Annotated in this window: 21 protein-coding genes, 1 pseudogene and 1 riboswitch; of the genes and pseudogenes, 9 read left to right on the top strand and 13 right to left on the bottom strand. The window is 36.1% G+C overall.

The genetic code is table 11. The features are described 5' to 3' along the window. Positions 1 to 54: 54 nt before the first annotated feature. Positions 55 to 1,161: pseudogene (locus J5J03_RS13640) on the bottom strand (PQQ-dependent sugar dehydrogenase). Between the two features lie 153 nt (positions 1,162 to 1,314). Here J5J03_RS13640 and J5J03_RS13635 point away from each other — a divergent pair. Then, complete coding sequence (locus J5J03_RS13635) at positions 1,315 to 2,127, top strand: ATP-grasp domain-containing protein (RefSeq protein WP_208590249.1); 813 nt, start codon at positions 1,315 to 1,317, stop codon at positions 2,125 to 2,127. A 327-nt stretch (positions 2,128 to 2,454) separates the two neighbouring features. Here the strand turns inward: J5J03_RS13635 and J5J03_RS13630 are convergent, their stop codons facing one another. The 9 genes from J5J03_RS13630 to J5J03_RS13590 form a co-directional block, all read right to left on the bottom strand. Continuing rightward, positions 2,455 to 3,756, bottom strand: coding sequence for a nucleobase:cation symporter-2 family protein (locus tag J5J03_RS13630; RefSeq protein WP_208590247.1), 1,302 nt, complete (start codon positions 3,754 to 3,756; stop codon positions 2,455 to 2,457). Continuing rightward, complete coding sequence (locus tag J5J03_RS13625) at positions 3,753 to 4,343, bottom strand: xanthine phosphoribosyltransferase (protein WP_208590245.1); 591 nt, start codon at positions 4,341 to 4,343, stop codon at positions 3,753 to 3,755. Before J5J03_RS13625 ends, J5J03_RS13630 begins: the two co-directional genes overlap by 4 nt. 118 nt (positions 4,344 to 4,461) lie before the next feature. Then, a riboswitch (purine riboswitch) is annotated at positions 4,462 to 4,563 on the bottom strand. A 105-nt stretch (positions 4,564 to 4,668) separates the two neighbouring features. Continuing rightward, positions 4,669 to 5,223: a dihydrofolate reductase family protein gene (locus tag J5J03_RS13620; protein WP_208590243.1), complete on the bottom strand. Its 555-nt coding sequence runs from the start codon at positions 5,221 to 5,223 to the stop codon at positions 4,669 to 4,671. A gap of 1 nt (position 5,224) precedes the next feature. After that, on the bottom strand, positions 5,225 to 5,782 hold the full coding sequence (locus tag J5J03_RS13615) for a dihydrofolate reductase family protein (protein ID WP_208590241.1): 558 nt from the start codon (positions 5,780 to 5,782) through the stop codon (positions 5,225 to 5,227). A 108-nt stretch (positions 5,783 to 5,890) separates the two neighbouring features. Continuing rightward, on the bottom strand, positions 5,891 to 6,475 hold the full coding sequence (locus J5J03_RS13610) for a winged helix-turn-helix transcriptional regulator (RefSeq protein WP_208590239.1): 585 nt from the start codon (positions 6,473 to 6,475) through the stop codon (positions 5,891 to 5,893). Continuing rightward, on the bottom strand, positions 6,476 to 6,835 hold the full coding sequence (locus J5J03_RS13605; protein ID WP_208590237.1) for a VOC family protein: 360 nt from the start codon (positions 6,833 to 6,835) through the stop codon (positions 6,476 to 6,478). Between the two features lie 504 nt (positions 6,836 to 7,339). Next, positions 7,340 to 7,495, bottom strand: a complete 156-nt coding sequence (locus tag J5J03_RS13600) for a hypothetical protein (RefSeq protein WP_208590235.1) — start codon at positions 7,493 to 7,495, stop codon at positions 7,340 to 7,342. Between the two features lie 30 nt (positions 7,496 to 7,525). Continuing rightward, positions 7,526 to 7,888, bottom strand: coding sequence for a permease (locus J5J03_RS13595; protein WP_331460496.1), 363 nt, complete (start codon positions 7,886 to 7,888; stop codon positions 7,526 to 7,528). A 75-nt stretch (positions 7,889 to 7,963) separates the two neighbouring features. Next, a complete protein-coding gene (locus tag J5J03_RS13590; RefSeq protein WP_208590234.1) occupies positions 7,964 to 8,434 on the bottom strand; it encodes a MarR family winged helix-turn-helix transcriptional regulator in 471 nt (156 codons plus the stop codon). Between the two features lie 171 nt (positions 8,435 to 8,605). Here J5J03_RS13590 and J5J03_RS13585 point away from each other — a divergent pair, with 171 nt between their 5' ends. From J5J03_RS13585 to J5J03_RS13555, 7 genes are all read left to right on the top strand, one after another. After that, the gene (locus tag J5J03_RS13585) at positions 8,606 to 9,112 is read left to right on the top strand and encodes a hypothetical protein (protein WP_208590233.1); all 507 of its coding nucleotides are present in this window, start codon (positions 8,606 to 8,608) and stop codon (positions 9,110 to 9,112) included. Beyond that, positions 9,105 to 9,326, top strand: a complete 222-nt coding sequence (locus tag J5J03_RS13580) for a helix-turn-helix transcriptional regulator (RefSeq protein WP_153834066.1) — start codon at positions 9,105 to 9,107, stop codon at positions 9,324 to 9,326. The genes J5J03_RS13585 and J5J03_RS13580 overlap by 8 nt, the downstream gene beginning before the upstream one ends. A gap of 28 nt (positions 9,327 to 9,354) precedes the next feature. After that, complete coding sequence (locus J5J03_RS13575) at positions 9,355 to 10,044, top strand: DUF4386 domain-containing protein (protein ID WP_208590232.1); 690 nt, start codon at positions 9,355 to 9,357, stop codon at positions 10,042 to 10,044. Between the two features lie 60 nt (positions 10,045 to 10,104). Then, entirely contained in the window at positions 10,105 to 10,824 is a 720-nt protein-coding gene (locus J5J03_RS13570) for a DUF4386 domain-containing protein (RefSeq protein WP_208590231.1), read from the top strand. A gap of 4 nt (positions 10,825 to 10,828) precedes the next feature. After that, complete coding sequence (locus J5J03_RS13565; protein WP_208590230.1) at positions 10,829 to 11,449, top strand: class I SAM-dependent methyltransferase; 621 nt, start codon at positions 10,829 to 10,831, stop codon at positions 11,447 to 11,449. Positions 11,450 to 12,035: 586 nt separating this feature from the next. Beyond that, positions 12,036 to 13,775: an ABC transporter ATP-binding protein gene (locus J5J03_RS13560; protein WP_208590228.1), complete on the top strand. Its 1,740-nt coding sequence runs from the start codon at positions 12,036 to 12,038 to the stop codon at positions 13,773 to 13,775. Positions 13,776 to 13,777: 2 nt separating this feature from the next. Beyond that, positions 13,778 to 15,814, top strand: a complete 2,037-nt coding sequence (locus J5J03_RS13555; protein ID WP_208590226.1) for an ABC transporter ATP-binding protein — start codon at positions 13,778 to 13,780, stop codon at positions 15,812 to 15,814. A gap of 59 nt (positions 15,815 to 15,873) precedes the next feature. Here the strand turns inward: J5J03_RS13555 and thpD are convergent, their stop codons facing one another. Then, the gene (thpD, locus tag J5J03_RS13550) at positions 15,874 to 16,806 is read right to left on the bottom strand and encodes an ectoine hydroxylase (protein WP_208590224.1); all 933 of its coding nucleotides are present in this window, start codon (positions 16,804 to 16,806) and stop codon (positions 15,874 to 15,876) included. Positions 16,807 to 17,044: 238 nt separating this feature from the next. Between thpD and J5J03_RS13545 the strand changes: the two genes are divergently transcribed. Then, positions 17,045 to 17,338 (top strand): hypothetical protein, encoded by a 294-nt coding sequence (locus J5J03_RS13545; protein WP_208590221.1) that lies wholly within the window; start codon positions 17,045 to 17,047, stop codon positions 17,336 to 17,338. A gap of 301 nt (positions 17,339 to 17,639) precedes the next feature. On the opposite strand, the gene J5J03_RS13540 is transcribed toward J5J03_RS13545, so the two are convergent. After that, positions 17,640 to 19,100, bottom strand: a complete 1,461-nt coding sequence (locus tag J5J03_RS13540; RefSeq protein ID WP_208590219.1) for an aldehyde dehydrogenase family protein — start codon at positions 19,098 to 19,100, stop codon at positions 17,640 to 17,642. Between the two features lie 11 nt (positions 19,101 to 19,111). Continuing rightward, positions 19,112 to 19,969 (bottom strand): methyl-accepting chemotaxis protein, encoded by an 858-nt coding sequence (locus J5J03_RS13535; protein WP_208590217.1) that lies wholly within the window; start codon positions 19,967 to 19,969, stop codon positions 19,112 to 19,114. Between the last annotated feature and the right edge of the window lie 119 nt (positions 19,970 to 20,088).

The raw sequence follows: 20,088 nt of genomic DNA, 5'->3' as shown, positions 1-20,088 counted from the left end.
TTTCGATGTAAGTGGGTAAATCTCATGGGAGGAAATGCTCGCTTTCCTCTTTTTTTAATTCAAGTTCTCAAGTGGAACTTTATATAATATATCATCCGCTCCTTCCGGGTTACCACGCCCATCAGTATTATTTGTAATCACATATAAATTTTCCACATCAATTAGTACATCTCTTACTCTACCAAGATCGGAAATTACTTCACTATATTCTTCTGTCTCAAGATCAAATTCAAGTAATGCTGTTCCGCGCAATGCAGCTACATATAATCTCTCATCGTAATAATCAATGCCAGACGGAGCCCATGTTATATCTGCACCTGAGGTAAATAATGGCGTGATCATCCCTTCTTGCTCTTGTTCACCTTCAATAGTCGGCCAACCATAGTTCTCTCCAGCCTCAATGTGATTGACTTCGTCATTTGCGCTGTTGCCATGTTCACTTGCATATAAGGTGCCATCTTCCGCCCACGTTAAGCCTTGAGGATTACGATGTCCATAGCTATATACATAAGAATCTTCAAACGGGTTATCTTCAGGTATCGAACCATCTAAGTTCATTCTTAAAATTTTTCCACCTAACGATTCGACTTCCTATGCGATTTCTGGGTCGGATGCATCTCCAGCAGTGGCATAAAGTTTATCATCAGGTCCAATCTTTAACCTTCCACCATGATGGTAGGCACCACTTGGAATTTGATCTAATAATACCTCTTCCTCCTTCCAGGTTTCACCATCTAAATGAAGAGTCACAATTCTATTAAATTGCCCTTGTTCATCCTCATACGTGTAATAAGCATATGCCACATGAGATTCGGAGAAATCCTCATCCAATACAAACCCTAAAAGCCCCGCTTCTGCAGCAGTTGCAAGCTCTCTTTCAAGCTCTACATTTTGTCTTTCTACTTGTCCATTTTCTATCTTCACAATATTTCCTGGTCTTTCTGTCAGATAAAAAATATCATCTGCTTTTTCGATGGCCCACGGAACATGGAGGTTCTCTGCAATGATTTCCTGTTCATTTGAACTGTCTAATTCGTTTTTGTTCTCTAATTCTGCGGAGCTTCCTGGCTGCTCTTCCATTGAATTTGGTTGTTCATCACCATTACAAGCCGTAACAAAAAATATAAAAAGCAACGAAAAACTGAGCACTTTTACTAGCATCATTTCACTCCTCCAAATAAGTAAAGTTCTTATCCATTATGATAACGATATTCGTCTTTCGATGCTAAAATTTTGAATCTACTAAAAAAGTCTAGCTTTTCTCAAAAACCATGCTAATATTATATTAAAAAACTAAATATGGAGAAATGAAAAATGAAACTAATTTCTTTTAACGCTTTCCGAACGATTGGTATACCGGGAATTCACTATATCAAGCCAGAGCATATGTTTAATGAGATCGATATTATTAAAGAAGCAGATTTGATTCTGTTCCCTCAAAATTGGCAAATACCTACTCTCGTTTATGGATTAAAAAAGCAAATTTTCCCTAGTATTGAAACGGTGCAAATTGGTGCTAATAAAATTGAAATGACGCGTGCCTTATGGGCAGTTGCAAAAGAACATGTGCCTTATACCGAAATTTTGACAAGTACAGATAGTAATATCGCAAATGTTTTAGAGACTTTTCCCTTCCCTTTTGTTGTCAAAGAAGCGAAAAACTCAATGGGTAAAGGTGTTTTTCTTGTTGAAAATGATACGCAATTTATCGATTATGCCCGTAACAATGACGTACTCTATGTTCAGGAATATTTACCAAACGCCGGGAAGGACTTGCGTGTTTGTATCGTTGGTGATCAAATTTATGATGCTTATTGGCGGATTGGACAAGAAGGAGAATTTCTCCACAATGTCGCAAAAGGTGGAGAAGTTAGCCATCAATTGATACCTGGGGATGCACTTGACTTAGTCTTACAGATTGCCAAGCTATTAAATATAAATCACGCTGGATTTGATATTCTAGTAAGTAAGGGGAGATATTATATCTTAGAATTTAATGTATTGTTTGGTAACCAAGGGCTTAAGACGCAAAGAAAGACGGTTGCCCAAACCATTCATCATTATATATCCGAAAATTTTGTACCACCGCAGCCGACTTCTCCTTCACCAGGAAAAGTTATTTCTTAGTGGATAGATTTAACAACAATCTGTTAATCTGAACGGGTTAGACCTTCTGAGAATTCTTCTTTATCTTGTTTTATCAACAAATCTAGAATCATCCTAGAAAGATTTGTTGTTTATCTCAGTTTATTCAACAAATCTGTAGTCATCCTTGAGTGGTTTGTTGTTTATCTTGGTTTATTCAACAGATCTGTAGTTATCCTTAAGTGGTTTGTTGTTTATCTTGGTTTATTCAACAAATCTTGCTCCTTTTGTTATCTTCAGAAAAAGTGAAGTTTTGGATAATGCCTTAAGAAAGCCAGTATACTCCATATTCAGTATACTGGCTTTTTACTATGCTGCTTTCTCTGAATCTGCCATATTTGATTGATCTTTCTTTCTAACATTAAAAATAACATTTAGACAAATTGCGGTTAAGCTTCCGATTACAATGCCACTTTCCGTTAGAATCTTAAGACTCTCTGGTAACCCAGCAAAAATCTCCGGCACAACCGTTACCCCAAGTCCCATACCAACTGAGCATGCTACAATCAATAAATTTTCTTGTGATGAGAAATCGACATTACTCAACATTTTAATTCCGTAAGCAATGACCATACCAAACATTGCCACCATTGCCCCACCTAATACCGCACTTGGAATAACCAACGTTAAGGCTCCAATTTTCGGTACAAGACCAAGTAAAATTAACATCACTCCGGCTGTATAAATCACATTATTAGTTCGGACCCCGGATAATTGAATCAAGCCAACATTTTGCGAGAAAGTTGTATACGGAAAAGAGTTGAATAAACCACCGAATATAATAGCTACACCTTCTGCACGATAACCTTTCTCCAAATCTTTATCTTCTAGCTTTTTATCGCAAATATCTCCTAAAGCAAAATATACTCCTGTTGATTCAACAAGACTGACAATTGCCACAAGTGTCATCGTCAAAATAGGTGTTAAATGAAATTCAGGTGTTCCAAAATGAAATGGAGTCGGCAAATGCAGCCATGTACTCTCTGCTACAGGACTTAAATCAACCATCCCCATAAAAAATGCTGTTACAGTTCCTAATAAAATACCAAGTAAAATTGCAATTGCTTGTACAAAGCCTTTCCCAAAACGAAAGATTAACAAAATGACAAGCAGTGTCCCAAAACCTAAGCCTAAATTGGTGAAGCTGCCAAAGTCAGCACTTCCTTCCCCTCCTGCTAAATCATTCATGGCTACCGGAATTAACGTAATCCCAATAATCGTAACAACTGATCCGGTAACGACTGGCGGGAAGAACTTAATCAGTTTACTAAAGAATTTCGCAATTAATACGACGATCAGACCGGATACGAGAATTGATCCGTAAACGGAAGTAATACCATAATTATTTCCAATCGCAATGATCGGACCAACTGCTGTGAAGGTACAGCCTAACACAACAGGTAAGCCAATACCTGTGAATCTATTCTTCCAAACCTGCAAGATACTTGCTACCCCACACATTAATATATCTATCGAAATCAAGTAAGTGAGCTGTTCATTTGTAAGACCAATACTTGCTCCGACAATCAAAGGAACAACTACTGCTCCCGCATACATCGCTAACACATGTTGTATTCCTAAAGATGCCATTTTTCCTTTTGTTAATTTCATTGTGCATACTCCTTCTCGCTGATAAATTCAATCGTTTCATTTTCTAAAGATTTAATCCGAGCTAACGATTCGATCTGATAACCTTTTCTGCGTAAAATATCGCCGCCATCTTGAAATGCCTTTTCAATAACTATGCCAATACCTGATACATGTGCATTCGTTTTTTCTACAATGTCAATCAGAGCTAATGCTGCTTGTCCATTGGCAAGAAAATCATCAATAATTAATACATGATCGTCTTCGCTAAGAAATTTTTCTGCAATCGAAATTTCGTTTGTTTCTTGTTTGGTATAGGAATACACAGTAGAAGTGAGTAACCCATCCTTTAATGTTAGAGATTTTTTCTTGCGAGCAAAAACAACAGGAACATCTAAGATTAAACCCGCCATGACAGCAGGGGCAATACCAGATGATTCTAGTGTAACGATTTTGGTAATCTTTTTATTTTCAAATCGTTTCACAAATTCTTTGCCAATCTCATGCATTAATTGTGGATCTATTTGATGATTAAGAAATTTATCCACTTTTAATACGGTATCTGAAAGTGCTATTCCTTCTTCAATTATTTTCTGTTGTAGTTTTTCCATGATCGCCACTCCTTTTTTAAAAATAAACCAATAAAAAACCCAAAGATCGATACTCACCATATGAGATGAGCAATGATCTTTGGGTATTGTTCGTTATTGGTAAAAATATAAATTGCCATAACGTCGATTGCTCACTCATAGTCAGATCATTTACGGTAATCTGGTAGAAACTTGTAGGCCGTATCCCTACGATTATATGAGTGAATATTATTAAATTATTGTTTCTACATTGTAACATGTTATCATTTGTTTTCAAGATGTTTTTCAATATTCATTCAATAAATAACGAATTATTTTCAATTAATTCACGAAAACATTCGTTATTTTACTTATGATAGCGTAACAACACATTACCTGACTGGAACACTTTACTATCTAGGAACTGTAAGGTTATGGCATGGCTTAACCCACTCCATAACCGCTTACCATCTGCTAATGCAACAGGATTAACGATCAAATGGTACTCATCAACAAGTCCATACTCGGTTAAAGCTGACACTAAATCTGAGCTACCCAACACCAACAAATTCTTTCCATTTTGCCGCTTTAGATGCCTCAGCTGTTTTTCTAATTCATCTCCATTGATCAAGGTGGTATTTTGCCAGGTAACCTGATTTAATGTATTAGAAAAAACGATTTTATCATACTGATTCATCCGTTCAGCTGTCTCTGGAAATTTCTCATAAGCAATGGGAGTTTGCCAAAAAGCTTCCATATGTTGATAGGTTACTCTGCCAAATACTAATGTATCCACTCTGCTGAAGAGCTCATCATTATATTGATCATATTCATCATCCACTACATGCCAATCTAACGCATGATCAGGTCCTTCGACCAATCCATTCACTGTTACCATCATCTGACTTATAACGTTCCTCAATCTACTCTCCTCCTTTTTGGTATTTCAGTAACACGATTCCAGAGGCAAAGGATTGAGCTTCTGCTAATTGTAATGTTAACTGCTTGTGAAACATCGGTTTACCTCTGCCAAGAGTGACAGGGTGAACATAAAGCCAATATTCATCAATGAGGTCTAACTCGATCATCGTATGAGCTATTGAAGCTCCTCCAAGAGATAAGTTTTTACCCGGCATAGCCTTTTCTGTCTCAATTTCTTCTTTTATGTTACTTTTTACTATTTTACTGTTCCATTCCACTTTAGCTAATGTTTTGGAGAAAACGATCTTTTTCCTGTCAACCCACATACGTGCCCATTCTTTATCTTGGGAACTGCTTTTAGGATCATTCAAAACAGCCGGCCAATGACCAGCCATATTTTCATATGTTTTTCTGCCATATAAATGTGTATCAACCATTTTTTCCTGGTCGATAATATGTTGAAACACTTCCTCGTCTGGCTTGCTCCAATCAATACTTCCGTTCTGGTCTTCGATATAACCGTCAACAGACACCATTTGGGAATAGATAACTTGTCTCATTAAAAGTCTCCTTCTCTATTTTTCTTCTATTTTAGCAATCTACAAAATGAAAATTTCTTAAGAATTGCTGGATTATGGTCAGACATACCAAAACACCAAAGATTTCGATTAATCTTTGGTGTTTGGTTTATTCCCTTCTATCTCTGATATTTCCTTCCAAATAACAGCCATTGAAGAACGATAAGTTTCGTTTATTTTATACGTATATACTAGCTTTGGTTCTTCCTTGATTTCTTTCTTTACAAGCTCCATTTCACACAATTCCTTCAATCTTGTAGAAAGTATTCTTGGCGATGGCTTGCCTAGCAGCTCTAATATAGATTGAAAGCGATCATATTGATGAAATAAAGCTAGCAGAATTGGCCAATTCCAGTTCTTTCGATGCAATGGTCCGTGATTAATAGCTTTTTCAGCCGATTGGATGACCATCGCGATTTCTAATAAGCTGTTTCCATACGGAGTCAATTTGTATTCAGGCAATAATGGATGTCGTCGATCATAAGGTGTTAAACGCTGCACTACTTCCGCAGAAACTAGCTTTGTCATATTATCACTTAGTCTGGATGGTGATATTTCCAGCTTTTTTTGCAGTGGTGTAAAACGCCCACCCGAAGAATGTAAATGAAGAAGTATAGGCATTACCCAGCGTCCGGATAGTTGATGTGTAAATTGAATTGCTTCTTTTACATGCATTTAGTCCGCTATGGTTTGAGATAATTCAAAGCTGTTGCCATCCGGATCCTGGAAAGTTACCAATTTTACAAGGTTAGGGATTGTTTCAATCTCGCCTGTAAAGTGAATGCCTCTTTCCTTCAATTCTACATAAGCCTTTTCAATATCTTCTACTTCAAATACAGCTGATGAAGTGACAGGCGCTACCGTTTCTGCTTCAGCAAAACCTATACAACAATCTTTTGTATTCGTTGTTACAATCGCAATCCGCTGCTTTTCATCCTTAAAATCCAATGAAAACCCCAATCCCTCTGTAAAATACTTAACCGACTCATCCATGTTCTTCACATTGTACCAAATGGTTAAACCTGACTTGTACATATCATTGACTCCTTCCATATATTTGATACCGTAATTATACCCACTATAAAAACGGTAGTCAATAAACAAAGGTGATTTTATCCAAGTTTTTTAATCTTAACCCCTTCACAAGATCATTTACTTATTTATAATAAATGATATATATGATATTAGTGTGGCAAGCTTGAAATTCGCCATTGATTACTAATTATTATTTCGGGATTTTGTCATGTATCAAAATGAGTATTTACAAGATTATCAAAAAGAAATGGAAGTTCACATTCCAGACCACATGAAGAAGGACTCAGCCTTGTAACTTTTGGTAGCCTTTTAATGTAGTGATTAAAAACTGTCGGTCATAACTGAAAACTTCATGAATTATAGTTACCCATTCTTGTATACTTTTATTTGCTATCTTGGACTGATAAAGCATTCTGCATATCTCAACTATGAACAGATTTGCTAATGAAAGAAACGCCTATCATTAATAAAGAGCATAATGATAGGCTTTACACTTCTTTAAAACTAGCAGCAGTTTTGATTTTCTGACTTTACATCGTCATGGTGCTGTTCTTTTTGTTCTTTATCCTGATTAGGTTGAACTTCTTCAAACTCAACACTGCAGCAAGAATCATCTTTAGATGAAGAAAATATATTTTTCAATCCTTTTTTAATAGCCATGATTTCACCCCCTTTAAAGAATTAATTCAATCATCCAGTTAGAACAGCGACTATTTTCCATCCTAAAAAGGTAACTAATAAAATAATCATGACTGGGTTTAATAAGGGAGATGCTACCAAAAACGACATCGATGGTCCAAATGGTGCCTTAGAAGATAACAATCCCGCTAATATCGGGATCGTTGAACAAGAACAAAAAGGTGTTAAAGCACCTAAACCCGTACCATACAGGTAGCCACTCCACTTATTTGGCCGATGAAGAATTTGCTTAATTTCTTCTTCTGTTACTTTTTGTTGAATCAAGCTGACAATAAAACTGATAACGATGAACAGTAATGTCAATTCAATAAACAAAATAGAAAATTGTTGAAAAAATGAAACTACATTAGACATGCGCTCCCCTCCTATTATTACGTAAATACAACTATTGTATTTTGCAACTATTGTCTATTTTATATCCTCCATCCTTTAAAATGGAGGATAACAACATATATCACTCTTTCGCATAATTTCCGTTAAATCTTTTATTTCTGTTCTCATGCTAATCATCTTGTCTTCGGGTAAATCTTTAAACATATTCATAATGCTTGTTGTCATCATTTCCGTAATTTCTGCTTCCAACTTCTTCCCTTTTTCCGATAATTCCAATGTAACATAACGTCTGTCTTCAGGGTGTGGCAAGCGTACTACATATTCTTTTTCCACCAATCCATGAACATGACGACTGGTTGTGCTATTGTCCAAACAAAGTCTTTGAGCAAGTTCATTTAATGTCATATGATGCCCTTGCTTTATTTCATATAGAATGTGACTTTGAATGGTTGTCACTCCACAACATTGGGAGCTTTCTTTTTGTAATAATCCAAACTGTCGTGAAAGAACCACAAACAAATGACGCATTTCCTGCATATCTTGTGTTTTGTTACTATTTTTATCCATTTTCATCACCTGATTGTAGTATATGTTAATTAGTTGTATTTAACAACTATTAAGGTTCACAATTATGAGCGAATATAAAATAACTGCCGTAACTATGTTAAATATTTTTGACATTGTGTATTAAATTACATACAATATGTATATAATCTATTACATTAAGGAGTGTTGGATATGTCTTATCACGAAAAAAGAGCTATTGCCTCCATGATTACATGGACACTTATTTTGTTGGCATATTGCACCTACACATTTCGCAAGTATCAGTTGGGTGTAATTGCTACAGATGATATGAAATCTTGGTCAAGTACCATACTCCTATTTATTGGTGTAGGTATTGTTGCTGCCATTATCATTCAAATTTTATTTCACATTCTGCTTTCGGTGGCAGTTACTGTACAAGAAAAAAAACGTAATGGTACATGTGACGATAAAGAAATACAAAAAACAATCGAGTCAGACATGGTGACGGATGAAATGAATCAGCTCATCGAACTCAAATCAATGAGAATTGCATTCATTGTTGTAGCAATTGGATTTGTTACAGCCCTCTTATCTCAGGTATTAAACTATTCAAGTACAGTTATGCTTAATATTATGTTTGTATCATTCTTGATCGGATCATTATCTGGAGAATTGACCCAGTTGTACTTTTATCGAAAGGGAGTAAACAATGGCTAAGAAAATTCAAATTACCAACAACATCCGCAGACTACGCTTCTTTGCCAATGAAATGACACAGCAACAACTGGCTGAAAAAGTAGGAGTCTCAAGACAAACTATTATTGCGATAGAAGCGGGAAAGTATTCTCCCTCACTGGAACTTGCTTTTAAAGTCGCTGCAACATTTGGTGTAAACATCGGGGAAGTATTTGATTATGAGATTATAGAGTAAAAAAATGAACAAGGAGGAAAACGAAAAAATGAATAACAGTAATAGGATTGCTAAATGGGTTGGAATGTTATATATCATCGGGACGATTTCTGGCATACTAAGTGTCGTATTTACTGGATCGATCCTTGGGAGTACTGATTTGTTTATGACAGTTTCAGCGAATGAAAACCATGTCATACTTGGAGTGTTTTTTATATTGATCATGGGTATTTCACTAGGAATGGTAGCTGTTATCATCTATCCAATTGCAAAAAAGTATAATGAAACTTTGGCTCTTGGATATGTTGTCTTCCGTGGAGCTCTTGAGAACTTTACTTATATTGCATATGCTATAAGCTTATTATTGCTTGTAGTATTTAGTAAGGAATATGTAAACACTTCTCTCGACGGCACCAGCTTTCAGAGTATGTGTAATATATTATTAGATTCAGGAGAACAGATTCAATCCCTTTCAACGATTATATTTAGCGTAGGTGCCCTTATGCTCTATTATCTGTTATATCAAGCTAAACTAATACCAAAATGGCTATCGAGCTGGGGTTTGATTGCAGCCATAATCTACTTAGTGACAGGTGTTTTTGCTCTTTTCGGACCAACACTTACGGTTTTAATGATGCCGCTTGCCATACAGGAAATGGTCATGGCAGTATGGCTAATCATAGTAGGATTCAATTCAACTGCAAAAGTAACCGACAAACAAACAATTTCTTCCTTGTAATCAAGAAAAAGTTATGTTCGATTGATTGTTTCCATTACATGCTAAAGGGAGAGTGGATATATGTTGATAAAAAGAACGAATTCGGTTAATAGAAGGGCTGCAATAATTACGGGAGTGTTATTAATAGCCGGGTTGGTTACAGGTATTTTTAGTGTTGTTCCTGTTATAGATGGACCAGAATATCTTATCAAGGCGTCTACAAATGCAAATCAGGTGCTAATAGGGGCTTTTTCGCAGTTGTTAATGGTTGTGGCATATGTTGGTATTCCTATTATGCTATATTCGATTTTAAGCAGACATAATAAAGGTTTAGCTCTTGGATCTGTTGCTTTCGGTATTATTGCTGGTGTGTTCATTGTTATAGGCGTCATCATACTTCTCTTGTTCTTAACATTAAGCGACGAATATACAATAGCTGGAGAACAGAATATATCGTATTTTCATGCCTTAGGTGAATTGTTGCAAGTAGGACGTGATTTGGTAAACCATGTGGCAACTACACTGGCATTTGTTTTCGCTATGTTCTTGTTTAACTGCATATTTTACCAAACAAAATTAGTTCCTCGTTGGATGGCTGTTTCGGGTCTTATTGGCTCCATTTTGTCGATATTAGCAAGCTTACTATTTATGAATCATTTCATTGGTCTCGATACAGCATACATGATCTTGAACATTCCTATAGCATTACAACAATTAGTTTTGGCTATATGGCTAATCATTCAAGGGTTCAATCCAATGGAACAACCAATAAAGAGTGAAATCTCAGAAAAGCAGGTGTAAGGAAATGAATTCATCAGAACATTTTTGGGATCAAATCGCTAGTAAATATGATCAAATAGAGAACAAGGATGAACAAATATACAATACTATAATAAAAAGAACGAAAACACATCTCAAAGCAAGTGACACTGTTCTGGATTACGGCTGCGGGACTGGATTGATATCAACTGAACTTGCAGAATATGTGAAAGAGATTCATGCAATTGATATATCCTCTAATATGATAGAAATAGCAGAAAAAAAAGCAAAAAAGCGAAACATTGCTAATATTCACTATTCTCATTCAACTATTTTTGATAAAAAATATAAGGAAGGCTCACTTGATGTCATTCTTGTTTTTCATGTACTGCATTTATTGGAAGAGGAACATATCGCTCTACAAAGAATGAACGATATGCTAAAATCAGACGAATTTTTGATTACTGCGACACCATGCATGGGAGAAAAGATTTTGCTAAAAAACTTGTTATTCTTTGCAGCAAAAGTTGGATTAGTACCTAATATAAGACCATTTAAAATACGCAATTTAGTCAACACAATGAAGCAAGAGAATTTTTCGATTGTCGAAATGGATTGCTTGAAGAATAGCTCTCAAGAATATTTCATTGTTGCTAGAAAGATATGAAAACACTTTAAGCCTATTCACCCCCACTAAGACTAGTGAAACTTATCAGAGAGTTAGCTCACCTGCCCCCCTATTTAGCTTCTAAAGTTTCAGCTTTTTCTTAAAATTGAAAAATTTTCCGTGATTTCTATTGACGTTATAATTTTTTGAATATATAATAATTGAGCATTGAAAAAATTTACAGTAAAAGGAGGTCCGGCAAAATGAATCGCACACATCATCATATGAACCTTGTTATCGTACAACAATTGAATATCGATATTGCCGTGTCTTCCTCTAATCGAAAAACAACTAGCATGTAACCGTTTATTATCAAAATTCCATAATAGCGGAAGAATCACGGATTCGTTCGTGATCTTTTTTTGTTGCCATTATTGTAGGATGGCCTCATTATTTGCTATAAGTGTAACTTTTTAGCGTATACGTCATGAACGTATACGCTTTTTTTATTCAATGCAAATAGAAAAAAGGAGGAAAAAAGATGTTACAAACGATGTCTCACCTATTCACAAACGAAAGAAAAAGGAAAGACGGCGGATAGCAACACCAGAGAAATGAGATGTTTCTGCAGAAAGGAGATAGATAAATGTTTTCCGTGTTTAACAAATTATCATGGTTCTTCAAAGAACATTGGATACGGTATTCGGTTGCGATTACTGCACTGATCATCGTCAGTTTTATTGATTTAATCCCCCCAAAACTAGTAGGGATGACAATTGATGCCATTCAATACAATGAACTAACCGCAGCAAGATTAACTGAAATAATCATGATCTTTATTGGATTGATTATTATCAGTTATGCAATTATGTTTCTTTGGGATTACAACCTATTTGGTGGATCCCTATTGTTGGAACGAAAAATGCGTTCCAATTTAATGAGCCATTTTCTTAAGATGAGTCCCAGATTTTATAGTAAAAATCGAACGGGCGACTTAATGGCTCGCTCTACCAATGATTTAAAAGCCATTATGATGACAGCAGGTTTCGGTATACTTACGTTAGTCGATTCTACCGTATTCATGTTATTCATCATCCTCATGATGGGATTTACAATTAGTTGGCCATTAACACTTGCAGCCTTGATTCCTATGCCGATTATGGCGTTTATTGTGCATAAGTATGGAAAGGTTATTCATACTCGCTTTACGGAAGCGCAATCTGCTTTTAGTGAATTGAACAACTATACGTTAGAATCCGCTAGAGGAGTTCGAGTAATTCGTGCTTTTGTTCAAGAAAAACAAGATTTCGAGCGATTTTCCAACATGACAGAAAAAGTGTTTCAAAAAAATAAAGCAGTTGCCAAAATGGAAGCATTTTTTGAACCTAGTATCAATATATTAGTCGGGATTTCTTATACGATTGGGTTAGGTTATGGAGCGTTAATGGTTTTTGAAAATCGGATTTCACTAGGAGACCTTGTTTCTTTTAACGTATATTTAGGAATGCTGATTTGGCCAATGTTTGCGATCGGAGAATTAATTAACGTCATGCAACGTGGTAATGCATCCATTGACCGAGTTGATAAAGTACTCACCCAACAATCAGATGTGCAGGACCCAGCAAACCCTGCGTACGTTAAAGTGCCTGAAGTGATTGATTTCAATAATGTATCCTTTTCTTATCCTGAAGCGGTCGGAAATCAATTAGATAATATTCATCTCACTATTCACCGTGGAGAAACAATCGGTATTGTCGGTAAAACTGGTTCAGGAAAAACGACGCTTTTTAAACAATTGTTAAGAGAATATGTACCACCCAATGGAAAGCTTACCATTAATGAGATTCCCATTGATCGTTTTACACTCGATACAACCCGAAGCTGGATTGGATATGTACCACAGGAACACGTCCTTTTCTCGAAAACGGTAAAAGAAAATCTCTTGTTTGGTTGCGGGGAAAAATCGATCGAAGCTATCCATCATATTTTGGAATCCGCTTCTTTAAAAGAAGATATTGAAGCTCTTCCTAAAGGGTTGGAAACACTAGTTGGCGAAAGTGGGGTAACCTTATCAGGTGGTCAAAAACAACGCGTTTCTTTAGCCAGAGCATTGCTAATGGATCCTGAAATTTTAATTTTAGATGATTCACTATCTGCTGTGGATGGCAATACAGAAGCAAATATCATCACGCATCTCAGAAAAGAACGCCACGGGAAAACAACTTTAATTGCTGCCCACAGACTTTCTGCAGTGAAACATGCAGACCAAATTATCGTCCTTGAGGATGGAAAGATCACTGAGCGTGGTACACATGAACAATTAATGAAGCTAAATGGCTGGTATAAAGAACAGTTTAATATTCAGCAAATGGAAAGTGAGGTGTAGAAATGAAACCTTCAACTGAAAAAAGACTGTTTCAATATGCACTGACTAGTAAGAAATATATTCTAATCGGTTTAGTTTGTTTAATCATTGCAGTTGGATTAGAGCTGACTGGACCTTTTATCGCCAAAAGAGTCATAGATAATCATATCGTCGGCATTCAAACTAACTGGACACAAGTGGAAGAACAACATGATGCAGACGTAGTCCACTTCAATGGTATGTTCCTGAAACGGACTGATCGTCTTACAGATCAAGATCACATGATCAATCAGTATACCCTTTTACAATCAGGGAAAAATTTTTATTTAGTTGATCAAGAAGTTCCACCGAACAGTTCAGTTCAAACTGCTAATGATGATTTGATCACAATTAGTTATAATAATACGACAGAACAGGTAAATGGTACCCAACTAACTGTTAGTGAACTGTACAAGTTTTTTCAGCCAGAAATTAAACCGATCGTCTTATTACTTGGATTGTATCTAGGGCTAATACTAATTGCTTCTATCTTTCAATACTTTAAAACTTATTTATTACAAGTATCAGCCAACAAAATTATTCAACGAATGCGAAATGATGTTTTTCAACGAGTCGAAGAATTGCCAATGAATTATTTCGTTAAAAGACCAGCAGGAAAGATTGTAGCGAGAGTTACCAATGATACAGAAGCGATCAAAGAATTATATGTCAAGGTGCTGGAAACCTTTGTTAATGGATTTGTATATATGACAGGAATATTCGTTGCCCTCTTCTTATTAAATGCGTCGTTAGCAACTATTTGTTTAATTGTGATACCGATTTTGTTTGTGTGGATGAAATTATTTAAAAAATACGCCGGAAAATATAATCGCGTTATCCGTTCTACCAATAGTGAGATTAATGCCTCGATTAACGAATCGATTCAAGGAATGCCGATTATTCAAGCATTTCGAAGAACAAATGAAACACAAGGTGAATTCGAGCAATTAAATTCACGTCATTACACTTATCAAAAGAAAATGATTGTTCTGTCCGCCTTAACCTCTTTCAATCTTGTTAATGCATTACGTGGAGTTGCTTTCGTCGCTTTTATTTGGTTCTTCGGTTCTAATGCTTTATCTGGAGAGAGTTTGATAACAGCCGGGATATTATATGCATTCGTTGATTATCTTACCCGCTTGTTTGAACCAATGACACAAATCGTCAACCAACTTCCACAGTTAGAACAAGCAAGAGTGGCTGGTGCGAGAGTGTTTGAATTGTTAGATGAAAAAGGTGAGAAGATAGGAAAGCTGGAAATGAACAGAATTAAAGGTGATGTGCTTTTTGACAATGTAAGCTTTGCTTATGAAAAAGACGACTATATCTTAAAAAATGTCAACTTCCGTGTAAAACCAGGTGAAACTGTAGCGTTTGTCGGACATACTGGTTCAGGTAAAAGTTCGATCATGAATTTATTATTTCGCTTCTATGATCCGCAAAAAGGTTCGATCAAAATCGATTCCATAGATACCTCAACCCTGACTCGCCAACAGGTACGCCATCATATCGGTATTGTACTGCAGGATCCGTTTATCTTCACAGGAACAGTATTGTCGAACATCACGTTAAATGATCCAGCGATAACAAGAGCAAAAGCAATTGCTGCACTAAAAGCAGTAGGTGCTGATCAATTTATTGAAAAGCTACCAAACCAATATGATGAACCTGTCGGGGAAAATGGTAGTGAATTCTCTACCGGACAGCGACAGTTGCTATCATTTGCTAGAGCACTAGCATTCGATCCTGCTATTTTAATTTTAGATGAAGCTACTGCGAATATTGACACAGAAACAGAAGGGTTGATTCAAGAGGCAATGAAAATTCTCGCCAAAGGCCGAACAATGCTAGTCATTGCACACCGTTTATCAACAATTCAACATGCTGATGAGATCATCGTACTACAACGTGGACAAATTATTGAAAAAGGAACACACCAAGAACTATTGCAACAACGAGGGAACTATCATCAGATGTATAAGATGCAACAAGGAACAAGTAACAAAATTCCAGCAGTTTAATTCGGCTAGACATTGAAAACCTATAGAATGCCCCGCTACCTATTAGCGGGGCTCTTGTTTTATTGATGTAATAACACTTTCTTCTTATTAATATCAAAAGGTTTTGGTTCAATCGGCTTAATATTTGTTCGGTTTGCAATAAACTCTGGTCTTGGTGATATATTTGCGAATGGTTCTACTAATTTATTTTCGATACTATTAAAGACAAAGAACACATTACTGCGAGGCATTGGCGAAATATTACTATTAGAACCGTGCATGGTATTAGATTCAAAGAATAATACAGATCCAGCAGGTCCTGTCGCACTATCAATTCTTCCGCCCTTTTCTAATAACCAGTTAATACTATCATGATCTGGCACACCTATATTTTGCATTTTTAAAGATTGCTCGAAATGATTTTCAGGTGTTTCGCCAACACATTGGACAAAGTAACGATGTGAACCAGGAATCAATAATAGTGGGCCATTGTAAGAATAATTATCCGTCAAAATAATACTACAACTAACCGCACGCATGTTAGGCATTCCATCTTCCATATGCCAGGTTTCGAAATCAGAATGCCAATAAAAGTCTTTTCCTTTAAAACCAGGTTTAAAATTAATTCGAGATTGGTTTATGTAAACCTGGCTTCCTAATAATTGTTGTGCAATTTCAACAATACGTTGATGTGACGATAAATTGTGGAAAAATTCATCATTGTTATGCACATCAAATACGGAGCGGATTTCATCGCCGCCAGTTTCTCTTACTACGTAAGGTTGATCAGAAGACTTATTGTCATTCATATTTCGCTTTAATTCTTGTTGTAATACTTTTACCTCTTCAAAAGAGAAAAAGTTTTCCATAAATAGATAACCATTCTCTTCGTAAAAATCTAATTCTTTTCGTTGTAAAGGACCATCCTCTTTTGTGGAGTTGTGAATTATCGGATCTTTTCTTTCCAAAATGGAAGGCATGCCTTTAATTCTAGAAGGATATAAATCTTTCATAATTCGATCACTCCTTGTCAGATATAGATTTTACGGTTACAGTATAATCTTTTAGCACTCACTAAACAACTTTGATAACAATCTCTGTAAAAGAATGTGTTTCACTGAAATCCAATCCATCTCAAATACATCTTTCTTACGATATTTTGCCATTTTTTACGGCTTTTATCGTAGTTAAATCTTAGTTTGTGAAACGAATGCCATGAATTTTACGTAATCCGAATAAGGAGGGAGATTTATGTTCTTTCATTTTGTTTTAGTTATCATTATGTTTATAGGAGCTTTCAGCTTATTTAATTGGTTAATGGGGTATAAAAAAGGAAACATTATTATTGATTTAGATGATCGTTACATCCAATACAGTGAATATGTCGCAGCTATTCAAAAAAAGCTAGAAAGTGAAGGTAGGGTTGTCGTATACCTAGGTGATAGAAGATTCTCCATCGACGGAAAAAACTATATGTTCATTGAAAGAAACATTAGTATGGGCGGAGTACCAATGCAAAGGACCATTCTTAAACCTGATAACTAGGAAAAAAACTGGGCAAACCGCACGGCCCTTATCACTAAATGCTATTTGGATCTGTGCTTGTTTTAGTCGCCATTGTGAAATCACCAACCACTCCGGCTGCCCACTTCTCTTTCCGTGGGGTTGCCCCCTTCAGCTAAAGGCACGACGAACATGTTATTCTAGTAGGGGGACTCATGGGCGATACTCAACACTACATAGTGAAATTTTTAATTTTCTCGACCATAAAAAAAGAAAGAAAACATCTAATTTATAGACATTTCCTTCCCGTGTATTATATACCTAGTTATTAGAATACTTATTGCTAGGAATACGGAAACTGTTTTCGATTATGCTGAATCGAAATCCATTTTGTCGTTGTAAAGGCATCTAAACTCCATTCCCCATTTAATCGCCCTACACCTGAATTTTTCATACCACCGAAAGCTACGTTAGGTTCATCATTAATCGTACCATCATTTATGTGGATCATACCTGTTTCCATTTGTTTAGCTAGCTGTGCGCCTCTTTCGATATTTTGCGTATGGACAGCACCACTCAATCCATATGTCGTATCATTAACAATTTCAATTATTTCTTGATCATTACTAGCTTTAATCAAACTTACAACTGGTGCAAAAATTTCTTCCTTCGCAATTTTCATGTCTTTTGTAACATTACCAAAAACAACTGGCTCTACAATATTGCCTCGAACCTCCCCTTTAATCAGCGGGTTTGCACCTTCCTTAATACCAGCTTCAATAAGTTTGGAAGTAACTTCTACTTGCTTTTTATTGATTAGTGGACCAATAATTGTCTTCTCATCACTAGGATCTCCACAAGTTAACTCAGAAACTTTTGCTAAGTATTTCTTTACGAAGTTGTCATACACTGCTTCATGAATAATAATACGATTGGCAGACATACAAATTTGCCCTTGATGTGTAAAGCGGCTAAACACAGCAGCACTAACCGCTAAATCTAGATCAGCATCATCAAGTACAATTAAGCCACTATTGCCTCCTAGTTCTAAATGTACTTCTTTTAAATGTTTACCGGCTACACTGCCAATATGGCGACCAACTTGAGTTGAACCAGTAAATGAAATTGATTTCGGAATAGGATGTTCCACAAACGCATCACCGATTTCAGATATTTCGGTTGTTATCACATTTAATAATCCTTTTGGCAATCCTGCTTCCTCGAATATTTTCGCAATCATAGTTCCACCAGTAATGACGGTATGCTCATGCGGCTTTAACACAACTCCATTGCCTGCTGCCAAAGCTGGAGCAACAGATTTCATCGATAAAAAGAAAGGGAAATTAAACGGACTGATCACACCGACAACACCTACTGGTACACGGTACACCCTATTTTCCTTCCCATCCGTTACAGAAGGGAGAATTTTTCCTTCCATCCGAAAAGGAAAGGTTGCAGCTTCCTTCAACATATTTTTCACAAGACCAATTTCAAATTCAGCCTTTAACCGTGTACCACCAATTTCTTTGGTAATGATTTGAGCAATTGATTCATGTTTTTCTTCGATTACAAGAACAGCTTTTTCAAAAATTTCACGTTTGACAGCTGGATTCACTGTTCCCCAATTTTTTTGGGCTTGTTTAGCTGATTGGTAAGCTCTATCAACATCTTCTTTACTTGCTGCTTGATAGCTTGCCAACACCTCATCATTATAAGGATTTTTATTTTCCATTTGCAAGCTGCTTTTGCCTTCTCTCCAACTACCATCGATATATTGACTATGTAAAGTTTGAAAATCTAACATCACAAAACCTCCTAGTTTTCTTTTACTGCTACGTTTTTCTTTGCAAGGTTTGCTAAAACTTGAACATTAGAGTTAACTTCCTCCATTGTTGCTGTTAGTTCTTGAATAGATGCTGCTTGTGAGTCAGATTGCTCGTTTACATTCTGAATACGTTCATTTAGGTTACTTATTGCATCCTTTATCTCATTCGTTATCGATTGAATTTCATTCACTTGTTCTTTCGAGTTATTTGCCATCTTTCTAATTTCATCTGCCACCACAGAAAAGCCTTTACCATGCTCGCCGGCACGAGCAGATTCAATCGCAGCATTAAGTCCTAACAAATTACTTTGCTCGGCAATTTCTTTCACCACATTGGACATTTTCTCAATGGTTTCCGCACTACTACTGACTGTGTTGGCCCTGTCAGAAACCTGATGAATATCATTGGACAGAGTGTTAATCGCATTTGCCATATCTTCCACTGTATTTGTTACCTCATCCATCACTGTTGAAAGGTTGCTCGATGTTTCATTTAATTTTTGTGCATCCGCAATACTTTGTCCAACTCCGACTCCACCAATTACATTACCTTCCTCATCATGTAAAGGAATTGCTCTTGCAATTAAATGAACACCGAATAATTCAGGCGGAACAGCGGCTGCTTGATTTTTATTTTCTTTAATTGCTTTGGTCACAATGTCCCCATCCATTAAGGGATCACCTGGTTGAACATTGAGAGAAAAATTTTGAGCTGGGTAATTAATGATTAGTTTCTCTGCATCATAAATGCCAATAGTGATATCGTCATTGATAAGCGTTTGTAAAAATGGACCTACTCTAACAAAAGCCTGTAATACCGGATGATACTGTTCAATGTTGACTTCCATCTTATTCCTCCTTTAGTTCCTACAGTATAATATCGGATAATATGGAAATTTATTTAGTTTAGGAGTTATTTTATGTGTAAAGGCGAATGTTTTCGGTTATAAAAAGAATACATAAGTAA

This window comes from Gracilibacillus suaedae, assembly GCF_017599345.1.
Taxonomy (GTDB): Bacteria; Bacillota; Bacilli; order Bacillales; family Amphibacillaceae; genus Gracilibacillus; species Gracilibacillus suaedae.
This window is presented reverse-complemented; position numbering and strand designations above follow the sequence as displayed.